This window comes from Paraburkholderia sp. CNPSo 3274, from assembly GCF_024206475.1.
GTDB lineage: Bacteria > Pseudomonadota > Gammaproteobacteria > Burkholderiales > Burkholderiaceae > Paraburkholderia.
Genome location: NZ_JAMBPR010000036.1, coordinates 1 through 22550, shown reverse-complemented (window position 1 = coordinate 22550; position 22550 = coordinate 1). Strand labels below are relative to the sequence as shown.

Genomic DNA, 22550 nt, shown 5'->3' with positions numbered 1-22550 from the left:
ACGCGCGACCTGTGCCAAGAAAGGAGCTGTAGATGTCCGCATTGTTCGAACCGTTCAAGCTCAAGGGCGTGTCCCTGCGCAACCGCATCGCCGTGCCGCCGATGTGCCAGTACATGGCTGTCGATGGCGTCATCAACGACTGGCACCACGTCCACTACGCGCAGATCGCGCGCGGCGGCGCGGGCCTCGTGATCGTCGAGGCGACGGCGGTTTCGCCCGAAGGCCGCATCACGCCGGCTTGCACGGGCCTGTGGAACGACGCGCAGATGGAGGCGTTCAAGCCCACCGTCGCGGCGATCAAGGCGGCGGGCGCGGTGCCCGGCATCCAGATTGCGCATGCGGGCCGCAAGGCGAGCGCGAACCGCCCGTGGGAAGGCGACGACCACATCGCCGAAGGCGACGCACGCGGCTGGCAGACCATCGCGCCCTCGGCAACAGCGTTTGGCGCGCATCTGCCGAAGGTGCCGAAGGCGATGACGATCGACGACATCGCGCGCGTGCGCGAGGATTTCGTGGCCGCGGCGAAGCGTGCGCTCGAAGCCGGCTTCGAATGGCTCGAACTGCACTTTGCGCACGGCTATCTCGCCCAGAGCTTTTTCTCGACGCATTCGAACCAGCGCGACGATACCTATGGCGGCAGCCTCGAGAACCGCAGCCGTTTCCTGCTGGAAACGCTGGCTGCGGTGCGCAAGGTCTGGCCGGAGCATCTGCCGCTGACGGCGCGCTTTGGCGTGATCGAATACGATGGCCGCGACGAGGAAACGCTCGCCGAATCGATCGAACTGGCCAAGGGTTTCAAGCGCGAAGGGCTCGACATGCTCGGCGTGAGCGTCGGTTTCTCGACGCCCGCCGCGCAGATTCCGTGGGCGCCCGCGTTCCTCGCGCCGATCGCACAAAAGGTGCGTCGCGCAACCGGTTTGCCGGTGTCGTCGGCATGGGGTATCGGCACGCCGGAATTGGCCGAGCGCTCGGTGGCGAAGGAGCAACTCGACGTCGTGATGGTCGGACGCGCGCATCTCGCGAATCCGCACTGGCCGTATTTCGCGGCCCAGGAGCTGGGTGTCGAGCGCGCCGCGTGGACCTTGCCCGCGCCGTACGCGCACTGGCTCGAGCGCTACAAGGTCGGCTGAAATTTGCCGACCGGTAAATCCGTTGACGATGAGGGAATTCCGATGACCGTCTATCTATTTGCGAGCATTACGCCCAAGCCCGAGCACGTCGCCGAAGTGGAGGCGCTGATGCGTGACATGGTTTCGCACACGCGCAAGGAACCGGGCAATATGCGCTACGACCTGCTGTGCCGCGCCGATGGCGCACCGGGCTTTTACCTTTACGAAACGTATGTGGACGAGGCCGCGGTGCAGGCGCATCGCGACAGCGCGCACTTCGTGGCGTATCGCGCGAAAATTGGTGCGTGGGTGACGGAGCCGCCCGAAGTGAAGCTGCTGAAGGGTGTGGACGTCGCGGACTGAGGCCGTTTTTCTTTTGCCGCAATCGTTGCGGCGATCCATTCACGCGCCGGACATCGCTTTGCAGCGGTGTCCGGCGCGTTTTTTTGAGCGGCCGGGCGCTGCCTAGCCCGCCATATCGAGCACGACGCGGCCCTCGATCGCGCCGCGCTCCATGCGCGCGAACACGTCGTTGATGTTCTCCAGCTTGTCGGTGGAGACGGTCGCCTTGACCTTGCCTTCCTGCGCGAACATCAGCGACTCTTCGAGATCGAGGCGCGTGCCGACAATCGAGCCGCGCACCGTCACGCCGCCTAGCACCATGTCGAAGATCGGCAGCGGGAAGTCGCCGGGCGGCAGGCCGTTCAGCGACACCGTGCCGCCCCGGCGCACCATGCCGAGCGCCTGCGAAAACGCAATGGGCGAGACCGCGGTAACGAGCACGCCGTGCGCGCCGCCGATCTCCTTCTTCAGAAAGGCAGCGGGATCGGTGGTTTTCGCGTTCACCGTCACGGTTGCGCCGAGGCGTTTCGCAAGTTCGAGTTTCGTATCGTCGACATCGACGGCGGCGACGTTGAGCCCCATCGCGCGCGCGTATTGCACGGCCATGTGGCCGAGGCCGCCCACGCCGGAAATCACGACCCAGTTGCCAGGCCGCGTGTCGGTGACTTTCAGGCCTTTGTAGACCGTCACGCCTGCGCAGAGCACAGGTGCAATTTCGATGAAGTCGATATTTTTCGGCAGCAAACCTACGTAATTCGCGTCGGCTTTCGCGTATTGAGCAAACCCGCCATTGACCGAATAGCCGGTGTTTTGCTGCTGCTCGCAAAGCGTTTCCCAACCGCCCAGGCAATGTTCGCAATGGCCGCAGGCCGAGTAGAGCCACGGAATGCCTACGCGATCGCCTTCCTTCACGTGCGTGACGCCCGCGCCCACACCCACCACATAGCCCACGCCCTCGTGACCGGGAATGAACGGCGGCTGCGGCTTCACGGGCCAGTCGCCGTGCGCGGCGTGCAGGTCCGTGTGGCACACGCCGCACGCTTCGATTTTCACGAGCAGCTCGCCGGGTCCCGGGGTGGGGACGGCCACTTCCTCCAGCACGAGGGGTTTGCCAAATGCGCGGACTACCGCGGCTTGCATCGTCTTGCTCATCGTCGGGCTCCTGTCGAAGCTGAGTGGCGGCGCGCGGCCGGATGCGTCGCACATCGCGGTGTCGCCATGCGTCCGCCTGGCTTTCAAGTTTGAAGGAAAGGGTTTTCGCGTGCGATGAACGTGCTCAATAGTTGGTAATTAAACCGCTGAGAAGTTTTTGAAAGAAACTGCCGTTAATATTAGGCAAGGTTTGGTAACGACCCCGTCGCACGAATTCAGTGAGCCCGATGCAGAACGACTCCCTCTACGAGCACGCCAGTGAGAGCCATTTCGCCGGCGATCTGCCGCGCGCGCGTCAGTTGTACACGCAACTGTTTGAAGCCGATGCAACGCACGCGGGTGCGATGTTTCGCCTCGGCGTGATCGGTTTGCAGGAGGGCGCGCCGGGCGATGCGATCGGCTGGTTGCAGCGCGCGCTCGCCGTCGAGCCCGGTCAGCGGCGCTACCGCGAAGCGTTGGGACAGGCCTATGCCATGGCCGCGCGCCATGCCGAAGCGGCGGAGATCTATCGCGGTCTGCTGACGGATGACGCGTCGTCGGCCGATCTCTGGTGTGGGCTCGGCTCGGCATTGCAGGCGCACGGTGCGCTGGCGGAGGCGGTGAAGGCGTGGCGGGCGGCGCTGGAGCGCGAGGCGAGCCGCGCCGACGCCTGGAACAACCTCGGCAATTGCCTGCGTCTGCTTGGCGATGCCGGCGAGGCTCAGGCCGCGTATCGTCGCGCGCTCGCCTTGCAACCGGGCGATGCCAACGCGCTGACTAACCTCGGCTCGCTGCTGCAGGAAGCGGGGCGGGACGAGGAAGCGCTCGAAAGTTTGCGCGCCGCGCTCGCGGCCGCGCCGGACACCGCGGTCGCGATGATCAACCTCGGCGTGCTGCTGACCCGCCTGGAGCGTCTGGACGAGGCATTGCCCTTGCTCGAACGCGCCGTGGCCATTGCACCTCATATCGCGCATGCGGCCTACAACTACGGCGTCGCGCTTCAGGCGCGCGGCCGTCTGCGCGACGCCGAAGCGCAATATCGCCGCGCGCTCGCGCTCGACCCGGCTCATGCGGAAGCGGCCAACAACCTGGGGAATGTCTGCCGCGATCTCGGGGATTATCAGGCTGCACGCGAAGCGTACGAAACGGCCGTCCGCGCCAGGCCGGATTTTGTCGACGCGCTCAACAACGCCGCCAACCTGATGCGCACGCTCGGCAGCCTCGACGAGGCGCAGGCGCTATTGCGCCAGGCCCTCGACCTCGATCCATCGCGTTCGGCCACGCTCAACAATCTCGGCAACGTGCTCAAGGACTGCGGGGACCTGGACGAAGGCATCGAATGCTTTCGCCGGGCCGTGGCGAGCGAGCCCCGCAACCTCATCGCGCACAGCAACCTTCTGTACGCGTTGTCGTTTCAGGCCGAAGATCCGCAGTTGATTCTCAACGAGGCGAGACGCTGGTCCGTGCAGCACGAAGCGCCGCTCGGCGTGCAACCCACGCACGCGCCTGTCGAAGCCGCGGCGGGAAGGCGCTTGCGCATCGGCTACGTATCGGGCGATTTTCGTGAGCATTGCCAGGCATTGTTCATGGCGCCGCTCTTCGCCCACCACGACCGCACGCGCTTCGAGATTCACGCGTATTCGAGCGTGGTAAGGCCCGATGCGACGACCGCGCGTCTCGCCGCGCACGTCGACAAGTGGCACGACGTGCACACATTGAGCGACGCGGCGCTGGCGGACCAGATCCGTGCGGACGGCATCGATATCCTCGTCGATCTTACGATGCACATGTCCAATGGCCGGTCTCTGCTGTTCGCGCGCAAACCGGCGCCGGTGCAGGTCGCGTGGCTTGCTTATCCCGGTACGACCGGAATCGGCGCGATGGACTGGCGGCTCACCGATCCATGGCTCGATCCGCCTGCGCACGACCGCCACTACAGCGAAAAGTCGTGGCGTTTGCCGCACACGTTCTGGTGTTATGACCCGCTTGCTTCGGAGCCCGAGGTGAATGCGCTGCCGGCGTCGAGCGTGGGATACGTCACGTTCGGCTCCTTGAACAACCCTTGCAAGCTCACCGATACGACGCTGAATCTGTGGGCCCGTGTATTCAGCCGCCTGCCTGCTGCGCGCCTCGTGCTCATGGCCGCAGAGGGCGAAGCGAGGCGCCGCCTCGCACAGCGGCTCGCGCGCGCCGGCATCGACCCGGCGCGCGTGCGCTTCTTGCCGTTCCGGCCGCGCGCGGATTATCTGCGCAGCTATCACGAGGTGGATCTCGGGCTCGACACGTTACCGTACAACGGCCATACGACATCGCTCGACGCGCTGTGGATGGGCGTGCCCGTCGTCACGCGCATCGGGCCGACCGTGGCGGGGCGCGCGGGCTTGAGCCAGCTCGCGAACCTCGGCGTTGCCGAGTTGGCCGCCGATTCCGACGACGCATTCGTGGAGGCGGCGGTGAGTCTCGCGAACGATCTGCCTCGTCTCGCGAATCTGCGCGCTACGCTGCGCGAACGCATGGTGCACTCGCCGCTCATGGACGGCGAACGTTTTGCGCGTGGGGTCGAGGCGGCGTACGAAGGCATGTGGCGCGCCGCGGCGCAATAGGGCGATCTGGCGCGCAAATACGGGGCAGCTGGCGGCCGAGAGTCATCCAGACGGCCGTCCAGCGTGCTGTATAAATATACAGTAGAATCCTAGCCTGACAGCCAGGGCCGCGCGCCGATTTCCCCGCGTGCGCCGCGCTGCAAGTTGCCGGGCCGCGCCGCGTTTTTGCACCATTTCGCGCCGCCCGGCCCCACGCGTGTGATCCAGCCGGAATGCCAGCGCAAGTGAGCGAAAACCGATCCATCCGAATCCGTGGTGCCCGCCAGCACAACCTCAAGAACCTCGACCTCGACCTGCACACCGGCGAAATGACAGTCGTCACCGGGCCTTCGGGCTCGGGCAAGTCGAGCCTCGTCTTCGACACGCTTTACGCGGAAGGCCAGCGCCGTTACGTCGAAACGTTCAGCGCCTATGCGCGCCAGTTCCTCGACCGCATGGACCGGCCACAGGTCGATCGCGTGGACGGTGTGCCGCCCGCCATCGCCATCGACCAGACCAACCCCGTGCGCAGTTCGCGCTCCACGGTCGGCACGATGACGGAGCTGAACGACCACCTGAAGCTGCTCTACGCGCGCGCCGCGAATCTGTTCGACCGCGTCACGGCGCAGCCCGTGCGGCACGATACGCCTGAGACGATTTACGCCGAACTGATGGCGCGCACGGCCGCGGGCGACCCGCGTCTCGTGGTCACGTTTCCGGTCGAATTGCCCGATACGACCACCGAGGAAGAAGTCGCGCAATGGCTCTCCGCGAGCGGCTATACGCGCGTGCAGGCGCAGCGCGAGGTAAAGACCGCCGAAGGCACGCGCAAGCTGCTCGACGTGGTCGCCGACCGTTTCCGCATGCAGAACGTGGAGAAGAGCCGCGCGATCGAGGCGATCGAAGCCTCGCTCAAGCGCGGCAGCGGGCGCGTCAACATCTACGTGCTGGAGAGCGGCGACGCCGAAGCCGCCGCTGAGCCGCAGATCTGGCGTTTCTCTACGGGGCTGCATTGCCCGGACAGCGATCTGCGCTACGCCGATCCGCAGCCCGCGCTGTTCTCGTTCAACTCGGCCTACGGCGCCTGCGACGCATGCCGCGGTTTTGGCCGCGTGATCGGCGTGGATTGGGGCCTCGTGATCCCCGACGAGCGCAAGACGCTGCGCGGCGGCGCGATCAAGCCGCTGCAAACGCCGGCGTGGAAGGAATGCCAGGACGACCTGATGCGCTATGCCGCGAAGGCCGGCATTCCGCGCGATACGGCTTGGTCCGAGCTGACGCAGGCGCAGCGCGACTGGGTCATCAACGGCGCGCCGGACTGGAAGGGAAGCTGGCAAACGCAGTGGTACGGCGTGAAGCGCTTCTTCCAGTATCTGGAGTCGAAGGCCTACAAGATGCACATTCGCGTGCTGCTGTCGAAGTACCGCAGCTACACGCCGTGCGAAACCTGCGGTGGCGCACGCCTGAAGACCGAGGCCTTGCAATGGCGCCTCGGCACGCAGCAGAACGCGGACGAAGTGCTCGCGCCTTCGGGGCGCTTCCTGCCGCACGGCGTGGACTGGACGCGCGCGCAGCTCGAAGCGCTGCCGGGCCTCACCGTGCACGACGTGATGCTGCTGCCGATCGAGCGCATTCGCCGCTTCTTCGACAATCTTTCGCTATCCTCATCATTGCTCGATGACGCGCTGAAGTTGCTGCTCGAGGAAGTGCGCACACGCCTGAAGTATCTCTGCGACGTGGGCCTTGGCTATCTCACGCTCGACCGCCAGAGCCGCACGCTTTCGGGCGGCGAAGTGCAGCGTATCAACCTGACCACGGCACTCGGCACGTCGCTCACGAAAACGCTGTTCGTGCTCGACGAGCCGAGTATCGGCCTGCATCCGCGCGACCTCAACCGCATCGTCGAAGCGATGCATCGTCTGCGCGATGCGGGCAATACGCTCGTCGTGGTCGAGCATGATCCGTCCGTGATGCTCGCGGCCGACCGTCTCATCGACATGGGTCCCGGCCCCGGCGAGCGCGGCGGCACGATCGTCTACGACGGCACGCCGAACGATATCCGCTCCTCGGGCACGCTGACGGGAGAGTACCTCGGCGGCCACCGCGCCGTTGCCGACGCTTCGCACTGGGAGCGACGCCCGGTTGACGCGTCCACGCCGAACCTTCTGCTCGAAGGCGCGAGCGAACACAATCTGCGCGACGTGACCGTGCAGATTCCGCTGCAGCGGCTTGTTTGCGTGACGGGCGTTTCGGGCTCGGGTAAATCTACGTTGGTGCAGGACGTGCTCTATCCCGCGCTCGCGCGCCATCTGGGCAAAGCGACGGAAGCGCCGGGCACGTTCCGCAAGCTGAGCGGCGCGGAGCAAATCAGTGATGCCGTGTTCGTCGACCAGTCGCCGATCGGCAAGACGGCACGCTCGAATCCGGCCAGCTATGTCGGCGCGTTCGACGAGATCCGCAAGCTGTTCGCCAAGGCGACGCTCGCGAAGCAGCGCGGCTACACGGCGGGCATGTTCAGCTTCAACTCGGGCGAAGGTCGCTGCCCGACCTGCGGCGGTTCGGGCTTCGAGCACATCGAAATGCAGTTCCTGAGCGATGTGTATCTGCGTTGCCCCGATTGCGACGGCAGCCGCTATCGCCCGGAAGTGCTCGAAGTGAAGATCGAGCGCGCAGGCCGCACGCTTTCGGTGGCAGACGTGCTCGACCTCACGGTGAGCGAAGCGGTGCAATGCTTCGCTGAGGATGCCGAAGTATTGCGCGTACTGCAGCCTATCGTGGATGTGGGCCTCGAATACGTGAAGCTCGGCCAGCCGGTGCCGACGCTCTCGGGCGGCGAGGCGCAGCGCCTGAAGCTCGCGGGTTATCTCGCGGAAACCGCGCAGTCGCGCGGCAAGGAGGCGGGCGGCCGCCTCTTCATGTTCGACGAACCGACCACGGGTCTGCATTTCGACGACATCGCCAAGCTGATGCGCGCCTTCGGCAAGCTGCTCGCGGGCGGTCATTCGCTGCTCGTGATCGAGCATAACCTCGACGTGATCCGCACCGCCGACTGGCTGATCGATCTCGGCCCTGAAGGCGGCGACGCGGGCGGCGAAGTAGTGTGCGTCGGCACGCCCGAAGACGTGATCGCGTGCCCGCGCTCGCATACGGGCGCGGCACTCGAGCGCTACGAAGCCGCGCTGGGCAGCGGTGTCGAACTGCTCGCTGAAGAGGAGGGCGTCGCGCTGCAAACCGCGTTGCGTGCCGCGCAGGCGCGCCGCGACGTGCAGGGCGAGGATGTGGTGCGCATCGTGAACGCACGCGAGCACAATCTCAAGGCGCTCGACGTCGATATTCCGCACGGCCGCTTCAACGTCATTACGGGCGTGTCGGGCTCGGGCAAGTCCACGCTCGCGTTCGACATCCTCTTTCACGAAGGCCAGCGGCGCTACCTTGAATCGCTCAATGCGTATGCCCGTTCGATCGTGCAGCCTGCGGGCCGCCCCGAAGTCGATGCCGTGTACGGCATTCCGCCGACCGTCGCGATCGAGCAGCGCCTTTCGCGCGGCGGCCGCAAGAGCACGGTCGCCACGACCTCCGAGGTTTGGCACTTCCTGCGTCTGCTTTACGTGAAGCTCGGCGTGCAGCACTGCGTGCATGACGGCACACCTGTCACGTCGCAGAGCGTCGATGCGATCGTCGCGCAACTGCTGCGCGAACATCGCGGCCAGCATGTCGGTTTGCTCGCGCCGCTCGTCGTCAATCGCAAGGGCGTCTACACCGATCTCGCGAAGTGGGCGAAGGCGCGCGGCAATACGCATCTGCGCGTGGATGGCGAATTCGTGTCCGTCGCGCCGTGGCCCAAGCTCGACCGCTTCCGCGAACATACGATCGAGTTGCCCGTGGGCGACCTCGTGATCGAGCCTGAAAACGAGGCGCAATTGCGGACGATGCTCGGCGCGACGCTCGAAGCGGGCAAGGGCATCGTGCACTTGCTCGCGCCGCTCGACGGCCTCGATCATGTGCTTGGCAATGGCGGTTCGACGGTGAGCATCGGTGAGGTGAAGGTGCTTTCGACGCGGCGCGCATGCCCGGTGTGCGGCACGAGCTATCCCGAACTCGATCCGCGCATGTTTTCGTACAACAGCAAGCACGGCTGGTGCACGACCTGCGTGGGCACGGGCCTCGCGCTCACGCGCGAACAGCGCGCCGCCTACGACGACACGATCGTCGCCGAAGACGGCCGTGGCCGCGAGCAAACCTTGCCTTCGGAAGAGCAGGAACCCGACGGCATGGTCGACGAGCCGTGCCACGATTGCGGCGGCACGCGCCTGAATCCTGTGGCGCGCGCCGTGACGTTCGACGCGCATCCCATCGTCGACGTCGCGCAGTGGACCGTGGCGGAGACGCGCGGCTGGATCGATACGCTGAAGCTCAATGGCCGCGACGCGCAGATCGCGCGCGACGTGGTCAGCGAAATCCGCAGCCGGCTGCAGTTCCTGGAAGAAGTGGGGCTCGGCTATCTGAGCCTCGATCGCGCCGCGCCGAGCCTTTCGGGTGGCGAGGCGCAGCGCATTCGTCTCGCCGCGCAACTGGGCAGCAATTTGCAGGGCGTGTGCTACGTGCTCGACGAACCGACCATCGGCCTGCATCCGCGCGACAACCGGATCCTGCTGGACGCGCTGCGCAGCCTCGGCGAGAAGGGCAACACGCTCGTCGTGGTCGAGCACGACGAGGACACGATCCGGCGCGCCGATCACATCATCGACATCGGTCCGAGTGCGGGCAAGCGCGGAGGCCGCGTGGTCGCGCAGGGCAGCGTGGCCGATCTCGCGGCACAGCCCGATTCGCTCACGGGCCGCTATCTCGCGCAGCCGATCCGGCACCCGCTGCAGCCTCGACGCGAAGTGTGTCCTGCGCGCGCGGGGCGCGAGGCGGTGCCGGGTCAATGGCTCACCGTGCACGGCGGCAAGCTGCACAACCTGCGCAACGTCACCGCGCAGATTCCGCTCGGACGCCTCGTGGCGATCACGGGCGTGAGCGGCTCCGGCAAGTCCACGCTCGCGCGCGACGTGCTGCTTTCCAATCTGCTCGACGCCGTCGGGCGTTCGGTGCTGTCTTCGCCTGCCGAGCGCCGCGCGCGCAAGGCGGTGAAGGAGAAAGCGCCGGGCGCAGCGGAGCGCCGTTCGAGCGTGCTCGCACGCACGAGCGCGAAGCCGAAACTCGAGGTTTCGTATACGTGGCAGGGCTGCGAATCGATTAGCGGGTGGGAAAGCATCGACCGCGTGCTCGAAGTCGACCAGACGCCGATCGGAAAAACGCCGCGCTCGTGCCCAGCGACCTATATCGGCGTGTGGGACGCGATCCGCCGCCTTTTCGCCGATACGCTCGAGGCGCGCGCCCGCGGCTATAGCGCGTCGCGTTTCTCGTTCAATACCGGCGACGGACGCTGTCCCGCGTGCGAAGGCCAGGGCGTGCGCACCATCGGCATGAGCTTCCTGCCCGACGTGAAGGTGCCGTGCGACGTGTGCCACGGCCAGCGCTTCAATCCGGAAACGCTGGCCGTGACGTGGCGCGGCCGGAACATCGGCGAAGTGCTGACGATGGAAATCGACGAGGCGGTGGAGTTCTTCGGGGCGATCACGAGTATTTCGCACCCGCTGCAGCTCATGAAGGACGTGGGTCTCGGCTACCTCACGCTCGGCCAGCCTTCGCCCACGCTCTCGGGCGGCGAGGCGCAGCGCATCAAGCTCGTGACCGAGCTCTCGAAGGTGCGCGACGACATCACGCGCCGCGGCCAGAAGGCGCCGCACACGCTCTACGTGCTCGATGAGCCCACGGTGGGCCTGCACATGGCCGACGTGGCGCGCCTCATCAGCGTGCTGCACCGGCTCGCGGACGCGGGGCATAGCGTCGTCGTGATCGAGCACGACCTCGACGTGATCGCCGAAGCCGACTGGATCATCGATCTCGGGCCCGAAGGTGGCGTGGGCGGCGGCACGATCGTCGCCGCGGCCGACCCCGAAGCGCTCGCGAAGGTGCGGGCGAGCCATACCGGTGCGGCGCTCGCGCCCGTGCTGGCGCGTGGCCAGGGCGACGTGAACGTTGCCGAAAGGAAACCCGTACCAGAGCGGCGCGCAACGGGCGCGGCGGGTTCGCGCTAAAAGAACGGAGCGGGGCGCAGAGGCCCGCTCCGCCTTGAAACCGCTTGATCTGCGCCGCGAGCGCAAGGTATCATGGGCTCCGCTTGCAGCAAACGTTCGCTCACCTGTAGCGGCGTCATCTGAGAGCGGAGCAGCGGACTGCAATCCCCTCCGAACCGGTCGCGGGCTCCCACCCAGGCCACTTCATCAGTGCAGCAAGGCTTCGCAGTCTGTTCGCGAAGCCTTTGTCTTTTCAGGGAAGACGATTCTTTGCCGATCGTTGTATCGGTGCCTTGCCCTTGACGAAGCGAGAGGAATTAATCGATGTTCGACCTCGATGGAGAGGCGCGCGAACGGCTCATCGTGTGGATTCGACGCCGCATGGAAGAGTACGGCATTACGCTCGAAGAGCTTGAAGCGTCTATTGCCGAAAGCGAAAAACTACCCAAGTACCGCGACGCATACGGGAATACGTGGAATGGCGAGGGCGATATGCCGGCCTGGCTGTTGCGCTATAAGCACGCGGGACAGGATATCGAGCATTTTCGCTGCTAGCCATGACGGTGCGCGAATGCACGCCGGTGTTGCCATTCGACCGCCAGACCGTTCGCGGCGCATGCCGCAAAGCCTGCGCAATGGCGCGGCGCTCAGTATTATTCAGCATAGTTTTAAAATGCCTTTCGGCGCGAGCCGGGTTTTAATTGCGCTTCCTAATGTGCCGCGCCGGTTTAGGCGCGCAATGATTTACGCATTCTCTTTTGTTGGCATTTGCGCGTGTAATTAGTCAGCTTTTTTGAAAACTCCGGTTGGCTGCGCGATCAAGCTGCGCGACAATCTCGCCCATTCCGTTCTTGCTGCGGCAGGGAGGTAGTCATGGCGATACTCGTGCTGGGCCTCGTGATTTTCATTGGTGTCCATTCGATCCGCATCGTGGCGGCGCCCTGGCGCGCCGCGCAGATCGAGCGTCTGGGTCCGCGTGCCTGGCGGGGCGCGTTCGCGTTGCTCTCGATTCTGGGCTTCGTACTGATCATCTACGGCTATGGTCTGTCACGCCGCTATCCCGTGCCGATCTGGCTGCCGCCGTTCTGGATGGCGCATGTCACGGCGCTCCTCACCGCCATTGCCTTCATCTTGATCGTCGCGGCCTATGTGCCGGGCAATCACTTCAAGCGTGCGCTCGGTCAGCCGTTTGTGAGCGGCGTCGCGCTTTGGGCGTTCGCGCATCTGCTCGCGAACGGTACGCTCAACGACATCATTCTCTTCGCGGTTTTCCTCGTCTGGGCGTTGTTCGAGCTGCGCGGCGAGAACCGGCGCGATCGCGACGCCGGGGTGGTCTATCCGCCGGGGCAGGTTTCGCGCGATGCGATCGTCGTCGTGGTCGGACTCGTGGCCTGGGCCGTGTTCGCCTTCTGGCTGCATGGCGTGCTGATCGGCGTGCGGCCGCTTGGCTGAGCGCGCTGCAGGCCGCAAGCGCACTGCAAAAAAAGAAGCCTGCGCATGGCAGGCTTCACAAGGTACAGCTCGGAGTTCCGCGATCAGATCGCAGCGGCACGATCATAGGGCCAGTTCATGAAAGCCGCGTGAAAGTCCACGCGATTCGGCTCGCGTATCCGTCGATGCATTAAAGATCGAAGAACACCGTTTCCCGTTCGCCCTGCATGCGGATGTCGAACGTGTAGACGATGCTGCCGGCCTGCTCGCTACGGCGCGCGACAAGCGTGTCGCGGCGCGCTGCGGGCACGGCCGAGAGCACGGGGTCCGCGGCGTTGGCGGCGGCTTCGTCTTCGAAGTAGATGCGCGTGAAGGTGTGCGTGAGCATCCCCCGCATCATCACGATCACGTTCAGATGCGGCGCTTCGCCGGCGTTCTCGACGCCCGGCTTCACGGTGTGCACGATGAAGCGGTGCTGCGCATCCGTGCCCGTGCCGACGCGTGCAAAACCGCGGAAGCCGTCTTCGGCGATTTCCTCGCGCGAAGCCGGATAACGGCCGTTTGCGTCGACCTGCGAAAACTCGAGCATCGCGTCGAACACGGCGTTGCCGTCGCCGTCGATCACGCGGCCGATCAGCGTGATGTGCTCGCCCGGCGTTTCAGGCCCGACCACGTCGGCCGTGAAGAGGCTCCTGAAATCGAAGTCGTATTGCTGCGGACACAGGCCGTAAGCGAAGTACGGGCCGACCGTTTGCGAAGGCGTTTCCTTGAGTGCCATGGTTCAACGCTCCGTGGGGGTTTGGTTCGGGCCGCGCAGCACGATGTCGAATTCGTAGCCGAGTGCGAAGCCTTCTTCGGTGGTGTCGAGCGAGAAGCGCGAAATCATGCGCTCGCGCGCGTCTTCGGGCGTGCCCTGGTAGATCGGGTCGAACGCGAGCAGCGGGTCGCCGGGGAAATACATTTGCGTGACGAGACGCGAGCCGAAGTAGTCGCCGAACAGCGAGAAGTGGATGTGATTCGGACGCCACGCGTTCGGGTGATTGCCCCAGGGATACGCGCCCGGCTTGATCGTGAGGAAACGATAGCGGCCGTTGTTATCGGTGATCGCGCGTCCCGCGCCGAGGAAGTTGGGATCGAGCGGCGCGTCGTGCTGGTCCTGCTTGTGGACATAGCGGCCGGCGGCGTTGGCCTGCCAGATTTCCACGAGCGTGTTGCGCACCGGCTTGCCGCCTTCGTCGAGCACATGGCCCGTCACGATGATGCGCTCGCCGAGCGGCGCGCCGTTTTTGGCGGCGTTGCGCGTGAGGTCATGATCGAGCGCGCCGAGGTCGTCGGTGCCGTACACGGGCGCGTGCTGGTTGCGCAGCTTTTCCTTCAGAGGGATGAGCGGGAGTGTGGGGCCGCGTTTGACCGACGAACGGTACGACGGATGAACGTACGCGGGGTGCGAGTCGAAGTCGCGCGGCGACAGGATGGACTCGTCCATGGGGTGTCTCCTGGGGTGGATTATTGGGGGAATGGGCTCGTCGCCGGCAGCGGTTGGCAGTGCGTGCCGATGCAGCCACTTTATCCAAAGCGAAAAGTTATGCAAAATGATGTTTTTTCGCATCTCGTATAACGAATCGTTATGCAAAACCGGCTCGCGGACGGACGCGTCAAATTCCGCCATCTACAGTGTTTTCTTGCCGTGGCGCAGATGGGCAGCGTGCAGCAGGCCGCCCAGAGTCTGTCGGTCACGCAGCCCGCAGTGTCGAAGACGATCGCCGAGCTGGAGCTGGTGCTGGGCGTGAAGCTGTTCGAGCGCGGGCGGCACGGCGCGGTGCCTACGCGCGAGGGGCAGCTTTTCATGCCGCACGCGAGCGCCTGCGTGAGCGCGCTGCGCCAGGGCGTGGCTTTGCTCGCGCGCGACGAAGGCGCGGTGACCGCGACGCTCGATATCGGCGTGCTGCCCACGGTGGCGACGGCGTTGCTGCCCGGCGCGTTGCGTCACTTCCGCGAGGAATGGCCGCGCGTGAGCGTGCGGCTGGTGACGGGGGCCAACACCGAGCTGCTCGAGCGGCTCAAGACAGGGGCGGTCAGCTTTGCGGTGGGCCGTCTGGCCGACCCCGAACGCATGGTGGGCCTGAGCTTCGAGCAGTTGTACAACGAGCCGCTTGCCGTGGTGGTGCGCGCGGGGCATCCGCTCGCGCAGGGGGCGGGGCTGCCAGCGCAACTCGCATCGTTTCCGCTTGTGCTGCCGCCGTTCGGCACGTTGATCCGCCAGGCGGCGGACAGTCTGCTCGCCGCCTGGGGCGCAGCGCCGCTGTCGGCGTTCGTCGAGTTGCTCTCGGTTTCGGTGGGGCGCGCGCTGGCGCTCCAGAATGACGCGGTGTGGTTCGTGCCCGCCGGTGCCGTTGAGTACGACCTTCGGCGAGGGACGCTAGTGCGGTTGCCACTGCCTTCCGCGGGCGGCGAAGAGCCGGTGGGGGTGATTCAGCGTACCGATACGCAGCCCACGCTGGCCGGTCGCGCGCTGATCGAGGCCGTGAGGCGTGCGGCGCGCGAGCGCGAAGTGCGACCGGATGGCTCCGCCGCGCCCCGGACGCGGCGCGCGCGTGCTGCAAACACTTCCGCTGGCAAGCGTTCGCCCGGCGCCAAGGGTTGAGGCTTCACGGTCCTGCAGACCCAAAGCCGCGCGCTATATTCAGCCGGCCGTGAGCTTCGCCTTGGCCCGCGACTTCGACGTTGCCGGCGCTTCCGGCGCGACGCCGGGCAGGCGCGCGCTCGTGGCCATCCACAGCACTTCGGCGTCTTCCTCGCTCGTCGAAATGGCTGCGTGGCCGGTGCGGCTGTCGAAGTAGAGGCTGTCGCCGGTTTCCAGACAGGTGGGCGCGTAAAGCTCCGAATACAGGCACACGCTGCCGCTGATCACGTAGAGAAACTCTTCGCCTTCGTGGCGGCCCCAGTCGTCGAACGCGTCGAGCGAATGCGCGGTGATGCGGATGCGAAACGGCAGCATTGCCTTGTGCGCGAGATCGGTGGCGAGCAACTCCATTTGATAGCCGCGATAGGCGTGGCGCTGACCCGCGCCGTTGCGCGTGAGCGCGCGGCGGCCGCCGGCATTGAGCTTGGGCGGGGTGCCGAACAGCTCGGCCAGGTCGATTCTCAGCCCGCCGACGATCTTTTGCAGCACGTCGAAGGTTGGCGACATGAGCCCGTTTTCAACTTTCGACAGGGTCGAGCGCGAGACGCCGCACAGGCGGCTGGCCGTATCCAGCGTCAGGTCCTGGGCGACGCGCGCGGCGCGCACGCGGCGTCCGAGGTCGGTGGTCGCCGTGCTGGCGGATGGGATGAGCGTGGAGTCCATGGCTACGTTCGAAGACTGACGAAAAGCCCTGGTTGGGCCGCGCGAATGTGTTACCGATCATATCAAACGGTTGCTCGCGCGAAACCCTCGCCTCGCCTGGCCGCGACGTCGGCTCGGCCGCATGGGGCAAGCCATCATGCATTGAGGCCCTGTTTAATCTCGGATTAAAACGACTCTATTCAAGGATTTTCAAGGTTAATCGGTTGTTGATTTAACAATATTTAAAGATTTCTCGAGTTCGATATTAGAGTAGCGCTTCAATATGCGTCCATGCGTCGCGGCCCACACGGATTTTGATATTTATCATTGTAATCAGATGATGTAGATCAAGTGGAGAGAGCAAAATGCATGACGAACGACTCGAATTATTGCTGGCAATCTCGCGAAGAACGCTCGGGATCGAGAGCTTCGAACTGACCGGGAAGCCGACCGCCGACGTGCATCTCGTGAGCGCAGAGGATATTGGCCGCGCGCTGGAGTCGGCGTATGACGCCGGGCTGATCGTCGGCTACCGCATGGGCCGCGCGGAGTGCGAGCAGAACGCCTGAATCTCGCATGACGCGATTTAGGAGCGGCGCCCTTTAAAGGGCGCCGTTTTTATTTCGATTTTGATTGACATGAAAATAAACGTTTTCCCTGATTAATGGCGATGTGGCGCCTGATCAGTCCCGACGATTGTTAATCGACGCTTTGCGCGGATTGGGTGAACGCCCGGCATGCCGCGGGCGAAAGCTTTCCCGCCTATTTTCAATTACCGGTCGTCCTTGAGAAAGACGCGTCGTCACAGATCAGTCAGACGAGCCGACGCAACGGGGCGAGCGACCAGTCGTGCGGCACGCCATGCACGGCGAAAAACCACGCGGCAACCCATGACGCGGCGACGACGATCAGGTCGCAACGTCCGCTGCGCCACCAGTTCAGCGAGTGCCGCTGAAAGATCCACGGCACACCGAGCGGATTGGGCCAGTCGGCGAACAAGTGGACCATGCCTCCGCAAGCGAAGCCGAACGCGGGCGCCGCGATCGGCACGTGCCCGAGTTTGTGATACGACCACACGAGCAAAGCGATCCAGCCGATGCCCCAGTGCGTGAGCGTGCGATGCGTGATCCAGAGGCGCCGCTTCTTGCGCCACCATGCGACCTCCAGCCAGTCGGGCGCCGATCCGCCCGCGACACCCGCCGCGAACGCGAGCGCGGCGTAGAGATGCCAGGCGCTATCGGCGCCCTGATGCGTGACGATTGCGGCGGCGATGACGCCAGCGGCCCAACCCGTGGCGTGATGTGCGGTGCCTGATGCCATGAAGCGGTGTGTTGCGAAGTTGAAGGGGGCGCAATCTTCGCAGGACTGCGAAAACCAATCACCGCGCCTTGTGTGGGCTACAATCCAAGCCAGTAAAGGGCTTGCGCTACATTTGGGTGCTACAAATGGGTCAACATATTATCAGGCGCGGGGCGGCTTATCACTACCGCCGCGTGGTCCCTGAAGCAATTCGTAACATCATTGGCAAACGTGAAATAACTAAGAGCCTGAACACGAAGGATAGGCGGGAAGCGGAGAAAGCAGCCCGTAAGTATGGCGTGCAAGTAGATGAGCTATTCGAGCAAGCGGCGGCGAGCCTAGAGAGGGTGCGCACGAGCGGGACTGTGGACTTAGACACCATGCTAGATCACGAGCACGGGCAAGACGACCACGAGCTAGAGCCGTACACCGAAGCAGACCGGATAGAGGCGCTGCTGGACGATAAGCCAACTCCTGTGGGGCCAAATGATCCGGCCGCAATTGCATTCGCAGCAGCAACGCAGAACGCCCGCGCGTCGCTTCCTCGTCCGCGCAACGCCAAGGCAGCAGAAGCGAATAATCATACTTTTATGGACGCTCTGGTGCACTGGAAAACCACGCGCAAGCCGGGTGGTGCAGCAGTGGCGCAAGCGCATCGCAGCCTGTCCAAGTTTTGGGAGATATCCGGCAAGCGGCTATTGCCCGTCGAGGTCACACGCGCCCACGTCGCGCAGTTCGTTCGTAAGCTGGCGGAGTCCGGCATGGCACCGGGGACGGTTCGCCATTACGTGACGTTCGTTAAGGCGTTGCTGAGTGCTGCGGTTGACGCTGGCTACATCGATTCGAACCAGGCGCTCAAGATCGCTACGCCCCCGGCATCTGACCAAAGGGCAGCGCGGTTGCCTTTCACGGTGGACGAAGTGCAGACGGTCTTGAAGGCCAGCGCGGGCTTTACCGGCTTCAAGTATTGGGCTCCGCGCATCGCGATCTATACAGGAATGCGGCTAGAGGAAATCGGTCAGCTTGCACCCGGTGATATCCGCGTAGAGCAGGGCTGCGCGCTTGTGTACGTTACGGACGAAGGCGACGGCCAGCATGTGAAAACGGCAGGCTCAGTGCGCCGCATTCCGTTGCATCCTGAGCTATTGCCCTTGGTCGAGATAGCGAGGCAGGCGACCGGCGACCGTATCTGGCCAATGAAGGCAAACGCACACGGGCGGTGTACGGGTACGTTCTCGGGCAAGTGGAATAAATGGCTCCGTACGCTCGGCATCACCGACAAGCGGAAAGCGTTCCATTCGTTTCGCCACCTGTTTAAAGATCAATTGCGCGAGCAAGGCGTTACTGAGGAAGTCTCAGACGCACTAACGGGGCATGCTGGCGGGAATCGGATATCGCGCGGGTACGGCGCGCAGTTCTATCCTGTTAAGCCGCTACGCGCGGCAATAGACAAGCTACCGGCTATGTAGTGGAGGCTAGCGAGCGGGTGGAGTATTCCTTCGAATTAGTTAGCAGGGCGGCGGCTGTAAATAACAACAGTTGAGCAACGGCGAAAATCATTATGCAAGGTAATTTTGGGAAAACGGGTTTCGAGAAATTTCAGATGATGATGGCAAACTTTGCTTCCGAATATCTCGATCCAGTCGTTGAGGCAAAGCAAGCAGGCGAAGAATTAAAGCGAAAAACGGATGGCGTATTTCGTGAGATCTTCTCCGGATATACAGAAATCACGGCAACGCTCGACGCTGTAAATTTGGTCGCGACATTGGTCGAACTTTCGCCACCCCGATCCAAGAAAATCGAAAAGGACGATTATATAAAATTCCTGATTGGCTCGCACTTGCAGGAGGTATATATGCTGGAGCAACGTCTGACTGCATACGCGACTAAAATCTCTCGACTATACGGGATTGCCGATCTTCCAGCAAAAATCAAAACGGTTGTTTACGGACCACTAGAAGCGATCATCCGTACGCGCGGTAGCCATGTTCACGCCCGTCGTTACTCAGATGAGGGGCTTGATTGGGTGGCGGCAATGGCGTTATTCCGTCGCACTGCCCATAAGCTCGGGGATGATCTGGAATTTGAATACAGACGAGCGCAACTCAAATGGTCGAGGCAGATAAAAAATAACAATTCTGAAATTCTCGTGATCGTTGACAGGTATTTTGAGCTTATCGCCGCAGCCATTGGCGCTGACCACAAGATAGCATTTCCTGATCGCGCCTAGTAAATCTGTCAATGCGCTTGCTTATGGTAAGTTAGCGAAAAGATACCTCTGATTTTCATGAGAATCTTGGAATATATGAAAAACAAGACCGAATACTTAAAATCCACAGCCAACAATTTTGTATTCACGGAGCGCCCCGAGGAAATATTGGTCGGATTTGATGCTACTGACGCATGGTTCGCGAGACACGAGATTGTATATCCGCGAATGTTCACGCCAGAAGGCAACGCGCTGGGTTTTAAGAGGGCTGGCGTGGACGCAGCAATTGCCTTGACAGAATCTCTTCTTAAAGAGCATCCTGAATATGCAAGGGGAACAAGTTTCGAACGCCTACTATCTAAAGTGGCGGATGAATTGATAAAGGCGGTGCGGATTGGCACCCCTCACGAAGACTATGACATATTCAAAACGGGGATTGCCAGTTGGTTTGCCGAAGAGGCAGCGCCTAAGACACACTTCATTCCTTGTGCTGTCTCTCCGAATGATTCGCGGTCGTTCCATGTAGGGCCGGTGACTTTTCAGTTTGTGAACGGCTTTGCTGCCGCTCATCAGGTTGAATCGAAGGATGAAGTCGAAAAATTTGGATATAATCAAATATTGGAGTATGCGGCGGGTCAAGGCGCGCGCTGGATTGCACAGGTAGAAACGGAAGGTTACGATAATGAGAGATCCGCTGAGCACGCCGACAGCGCAGTTGACATTGCTCTAGTCGCCCTACAACTATTTATTCCACCTTCGATCTCAAAGGAAGTCGCGAGATCAACGGCGCGAACAATTCCTAAGAATATCAATACTTTTAAAAAGGTCGGCGATCATTTGAGGGCCGGGTTCACGCGCGCAGACCCGTGTATGAGCTATTCCGGGCCGTATTTCGATATGATTCTCGGGAAGAACAAAGCGATACTTGAATCCGTAGGAAACAGAGTAGACGCTTTTGTTAAGGGCCAGTCAACTTTGGTGAGGCTAGATCAAGCGTGGTGCGACGCGGCTTACTGGTTTCATGAGGGGATATCAGAGAAGCTGGACACCGTGGCAATTGCCAAAATGGAAACATCTATTGAGGTGTTGCTATTCGCACAAAGTACTAGTGGATGCAAGAATGGATTGCTTAAGGTGTTTGAGGTAATTTATGGATTGACCAAAAACCAACCGCTGAGAGATAACGATTCCCGAACGGTTTTAAGTTTTATCGACTCGGTTGTAACGGCCCGATCTCGCGTACTACATGGAACGTGGTCAACATTGAACTATCGAAAACCAGCCTTGAACGAGCGTCAGCACCGGCATGAGATCGAACTATTGGCGAGTGATCTCCTAGCCCGATTCACATTGCAACTCGATAGCTACAAGAAGACTGAAAAGCCCGAAGACAACTTCATGAAATTTCTAGACTGGATATCGACCCAAAAGGCCGGGATGTAGGGCCCCGTTCGCGGGGCAATAGCCACTTCAGCAGAAGCCAATACATCCCTACCCGACTTAAGCGCTGTGGACGTATACGCCTATAGCAGCGTCAGCGGATCAACACTTGGCGTAGGTTGCTCGTCTGTCTGTCTCGGGCGCTGCAGCTTCGCCAGCATTTCGGCCAACGTCGGCGGCTGCTCAGACGCGTTCTGTACATGCTGTACATTATGTGCATGTTGTACAGGATGCACACCTACCGATTCCTCTTTGCGCGCCTTGCTCCTGCGTTTGTCTACTGCCCAACTCGGTAGCGCTCCGGTAGCCGCTTGAATACCACGCCTATAGCCCGCTTGTGCGTGCCCGCCCGACTTCTCAAACCATGCACGCTCTGCCGTGTTGTGCTCTAACGGGTGCTCGCTCATGCCTGCACCATTAGCGCGGTGCGGGTTGCCAACGCTTCGGCCCCTGCTGCGCGGTACGCTTGCTCATCCATGTTTCGAAATTGGCCGATTCCAATGCTTCGGATTGCCAACACTTCATGCAAAGCAATGTTCCGGCCAGCGTAGCGGATGCCTAGCCGATACCAAGGCAACGCCGTAGCGCTATCGACCAGCGTGTAAGGGTACGTCTTGCCGTTCATAGTAACTTGGTGGACTTCGAACTTGGTTTCCATCGTAACGGCTACCGCGCTAATGCTGGCCTTGCCAAGGCGCACAGCATCGCGAATATGTAATGCGGTCACAATTGCTCCTGTAGGGTAGCCATGCGGCTCTAATAGCTTGCGTACAAGGTCGCGTTGCTTCCGGGTAAGATCGCGGCTCATCCGGCTAGGTGGGAAAGGCTTGGTTAGGCCAAGCTGACGGGTAACGATACCGGCCATATCATCGCGCGTACCTTCCGCATGCTCGGGGTTATCAACCAAGAATTGAGCAAGCGCGGTTGCATAGCTTGCTGTACCGTCATCGGTATAGACCGCAGTCACCACCTTTAACGAGGTTCCAACCTTGGCGGCTTCTACTTCGTATAGCTCGGCCTGTTGTCGCATGGCGATACCTACGGCCATCTCATGCTGACTAGTGTATGTTTTCACTACTGATATGCACTCCTTAAAACACGATGTTGTAACGGGGTTACAGGTTTGAATTCGACGAAGGTATAAGGCTTTGCGGCCGATTCCTGTAACACCGTTACAAGATTTGGGTAACCGGCCCCTGACTCAATTTACAGAATTCTTTCATGTACAGAATGGAGGTAATGACCTTGCGACCATCATTAGGATCGAACCTTGACTAGTCGATACGGTCTATCTCTCGGCTTCGTATAAGGCTGGGCCGGCCCCCGCGAAAACCGGACACTGGGTAACGCTTAAACTATGAGGTAGTCTTCCGCCTATGTTTAAGCCTACAACTAACAACATGGAACCCGTTGAGGTTCTGACGCAGCCGGAGCAACGCCGACGCCGCTCAGTTGAAGAGAAACTGGCGATTGTGCGTGAGACCTTCGAACCCGGAGCCACCGTCTCCGGGGTAGCCCGACGTCATCAGGTGAATGCGAACCAGGTGTTTGCGTGGCGCA

The 22550-nt window shown here is 62.3% G+C and carries 18 protein-coding genes; 12 read left to right on the top strand and 6 right to left on the bottom strand.

Annotation, left to right across the window (positions count from 1 at the left end; translation table 11 throughout):
• Positions 1-32 precede the first annotated feature (32 nt).
• The gene (locus M3I54_RS23795) at positions 33-1130 is read left to right on the top strand and encodes an NADH:flavin oxidoreductase/NADH oxidase (protein WP_254340445.1); all 1098 of its coding nucleotides are present in this window, start codon (positions 33-35) and stop codon (positions 1128-1130) included.
• A 42-nt stretch (positions 1131-1172) separates the two neighbouring features.
• Positions 1173-1472 (top strand): putative quinol monooxygenase, encoded by a 300-nt coding sequence (locus M3I54_RS23790; RefSeq protein WP_254340443.1) that lies wholly within the window; start codon positions 1173-1175, stop codon positions 1470-1472.
• 102 nt (positions 1473-1574) lie between these two features.
• On the opposite strand, the gene adhP is transcribed toward M3I54_RS23790, so the two are convergent.
• Positions 1575-2603: an alcohol dehydrogenase AdhP gene (gene adhP, locus M3I54_RS23785; protein ID WP_254340441.1), complete on the bottom strand. Its 1029-nt coding sequence runs from the start codon at positions 2601-2603 to the stop codon at positions 1575-1577.
• A gap of 227 nt (positions 2604-2830) precedes the next feature.
• On the opposite strand from adhP, the gene M3I54_RS23780 reads away from it, so the two are divergent.
• From M3I54_RS23780 to M3I54_RS23765, 4 genes are all read left to right on the top strand, one after another.
• Positions 2831-5185, top strand: coding sequence for a tetratricopeptide repeat protein (locus M3I54_RS23780; RefSeq protein WP_254340439.1), 2355 nt, complete (start codon positions 2831-2833; stop codon positions 5183-5185).
• Positions 5186-5397: 212 nt separating this feature from the next.
• Positions 5398-11307, top strand: coding sequence for an excinuclease ABC subunit UvrA (gene uvrA, locus M3I54_RS23775; protein ID WP_302059105.1), 5910 nt, complete (start codon positions 5398-5400; stop codon positions 11305-11307).
• A gap of 303 nt (positions 11308-11610) precedes the next feature.
• On the top strand, positions 11611-11841 hold the full coding sequence (locus tag M3I54_RS23770; RefSeq protein ID WP_254340435.1) for an H-NS histone family protein: 231 nt from the start codon (positions 11611-11613) through the stop codon (positions 11839-11841).
• Positions 11842-12159: 318 nt separating this feature from the next.
• Positions 12160-12738, top strand: a complete 579-nt coding sequence (locus tag M3I54_RS23765; RefSeq protein WP_254340433.1) for an NnrU family protein — start codon at positions 12160-12162, stop codon at positions 12736-12738.
• A 169-nt stretch (positions 12739-12907) separates the two neighbouring features.
• Here the strand turns inward: M3I54_RS23765 and pcaG are convergent, their stop codons facing one another.
• Complete coding sequence (gene pcaG / locus M3I54_RS23760) at positions 12908-13495, bottom strand: protocatechuate 3,4-dioxygenase subunit alpha (protein ID WP_254340430.1); 588 nt, start codon at positions 13493-13495, stop codon at positions 12908-12910.
• 3 nt (positions 13496-13498) lie between these two features.
• Positions 13499-14203, bottom strand: a complete 705-nt coding sequence (gene pcaH / locus M3I54_RS23755; RefSeq protein ID WP_254340428.1) for a protocatechuate 3,4-dioxygenase subunit beta — start codon at positions 14201-14203, stop codon at positions 13499-13501.
• Between the two features lie 141 nt (positions 14204-14344).
• On the opposite strand from pcaH, the gene pcaQ reads away from it, so the two are divergent.
• A complete protein-coding gene (pcaQ, locus tag M3I54_RS23750; RefSeq protein ID WP_254340426.1) occupies positions 14345-15361 on the top strand; it encodes a pca operon transcription factor PcaQ in 1017 nt (338 codons plus the stop codon).
• Positions 15362-15400: 39 nt separating this feature from the next.
• Here pcaQ and M3I54_RS23745 read toward each other — a convergent pair whose 3' ends face one another.
• Positions 15401-16063, bottom strand: coding sequence for a helix-turn-helix domain-containing protein (locus M3I54_RS23745; protein ID WP_254340424.1), 663 nt, complete (start codon positions 16061-16063; stop codon positions 15401-15403).
• Between the two features lie 344 nt (positions 16064-16407).
• Between M3I54_RS23745 and M3I54_RS23740 the strand changes: the two genes are divergently transcribed.
• Positions 16408-16611 (top strand): DUF6900 domain-containing protein, encoded by a 204-nt coding sequence (locus M3I54_RS23740; RefSeq protein WP_254340422.1) that lies wholly within the window; start codon positions 16408-16410, stop codon positions 16609-16611.
• 244 nt (positions 16612-16855) lie between these two features.
• Here the strand turns inward: M3I54_RS23740 and M3I54_RS23735 are convergent, their stop codons facing one another.
• Positions 16856-17362 (bottom strand): metal-dependent hydrolase, encoded by a 507-nt coding sequence (locus M3I54_RS23735; RefSeq protein ID WP_309249633.1) that lies wholly within the window; start codon positions 17360-17362, stop codon positions 16856-16858.
• Between the two features lie 125 nt (positions 17363-17487).
• Between M3I54_RS23735 and M3I54_RS23730 the strand changes: the two genes are divergently transcribed.
• The 3 genes from M3I54_RS23730 to M3I54_RS23720 all read left to right on the top strand — a co-directional run bounded on the left by M3I54_RS23730 (position 17488) and on the right by M3I54_RS23720 (position 20993).
• The gene (locus M3I54_RS23730) at positions 17488-18810 is read left to right on the top strand and encodes a site-specific integrase (RefSeq protein ID WP_254340420.1); all 1323 of its coding nucleotides are present in this window, start codon (positions 17488-17490) and stop codon (positions 18808-18810) included.
• Positions 18811-18944: 134 nt separating this feature from the next.
• Positions 18945-19571 carry a hypothetical protein gene (locus tag M3I54_RS23725; protein WP_254340418.1) on the top strand — a complete coding sequence of 209 codons (627 nt, stop codon included), beginning with the start codon at positions 18945-18947 and terminating at the stop codon, positions 19569-19571.
• A 75-nt stretch (positions 19572-19646) separates the two neighbouring features.
• Positions 19647-20993, top strand: a complete 1347-nt coding sequence (locus M3I54_RS23720; RefSeq protein ID WP_254340416.1) for a hypothetical protein — start codon at positions 19647-19649, stop codon at positions 20991-20993.
• Positions 20994-21393: 400 nt separating this feature from the next.
• Here M3I54_RS23720 and M3I54_RS23715 read toward each other — a convergent pair whose 3' ends face one another.
• Positions 21394-22065 carry a hypothetical protein gene (locus M3I54_RS23715; RefSeq protein ID WP_254340415.1) on the bottom strand — a complete coding sequence of 224 codons (672 nt, stop codon included), beginning with the start codon at positions 22063-22065 and terminating at the stop codon, positions 21394-21396.
• Between the two features lie 325 nt (positions 22066-22390).
• Here M3I54_RS23715 and M3I54_RS23710 point away from each other — a divergent pair.
• Positions 22391-22550: transposase (locus M3I54_RS23710; protein WP_254338201.1), on the top strand; the 160-nt coding region annotated here is incomplete at its 3' end.

Coding starts and splice junctions, on each gene's coding strand:
- M3I54_RS23795 (WP_254340445.1), top strand. CDS start 33: ATGTCCGCATTGTTCGAACCGTTCAAGCTCAAGGGCGTGTCCCTGCGC.
- M3I54_RS23740 (WP_254340422.1), top strand. CDS start 16,408: ATGCATGACGAACGACTCGAATTATTGCTGGCAATCTCGCGAAGAACG.
- pcaH (WP_254340428.1), bottom strand. CDS start 14,203: ATGGACGAGTCCATCCTGTCGCCGCGCGACTTCGACTCGCACCCCGCG.
- M3I54_RS23770 (WP_254340435.1), top strand. CDS start 11,611: ATGTTCGACCTCGATGGAGAGGCGCGCGAACGGCTCATCGTGTGGATT.
- uvrA (WP_302059105.1), top strand. CDS start 5,398: ATGCCAGCGCAAGTGAGCGAAAACCGATCCATCCGAATCCGTGGTGCC.
- pcaQ (WP_254340426.1), top strand. CDS start 14,345: ATGCAAAACCGGCTCGCGGACGGACGCGTCAAATTCCGCCATCTACAG.
- M3I54_RS23780 (WP_254340439.1), top strand. CDS start 2,831: ATGCAGAACGACTCCCTCTACGAGCACGCCAGTGAGAGCCATTTCGCC.
- M3I54_RS23720 (WP_254340416.1), top strand. CDS start 19,647: ATGAAAAACAAGACCGAATACTTAAAATCCACAGCCAACAATTTTGTA.
- M3I54_RS23735 (WP_309249633.1), bottom strand. CDS start 17,362: ATGGCATCAGGCACCGCACATCACGCCACGGGTTGGGCCGCTGGCGTC.
- M3I54_RS23725 (WP_254340418.1), top strand. CDS start 18,945: ATGATGATGGCAAACTTTGCTTCCGAATATCTCGATCCAGTCGTTGAG.
- M3I54_RS23745 (WP_254340424.1), bottom strand. CDS start 16,063: ATGGACTCCACGCTCATCCCATCCGCCAGCACGGCGACCACCGACCTC.
- M3I54_RS23730 (WP_254340420.1), top strand. CDS start 17,488: ATGGGTCAACATATTATCAGGCGCGGGGCGGCTTATCACTACCGCCGC.
- M3I54_RS23790 (WP_254340443.1), top strand. CDS start 1,173: ATGACCGTCTATCTATTTGCGAGCATTACGCCCAAGCCCGAGCACGTC.
- adhP (WP_254340441.1), bottom strand. CDS start 2,603: ATGAGCAAGACGATGCAAGCCGCGGTAGTCCGCGCATTTGGCAAACCC.
- pcaG (WP_254340430.1), bottom strand. CDS start 13,495: ATGGCACTCAAGGAAACGCCTTCGCAAACGGTCGGCCCGTACTTCGCT.
- M3I54_RS23765 (WP_254340433.1), top strand. CDS start 12,160: ATGGCGATACTCGTGCTGGGCCTCGTGATTTTCATTGGTGTCCATTCG.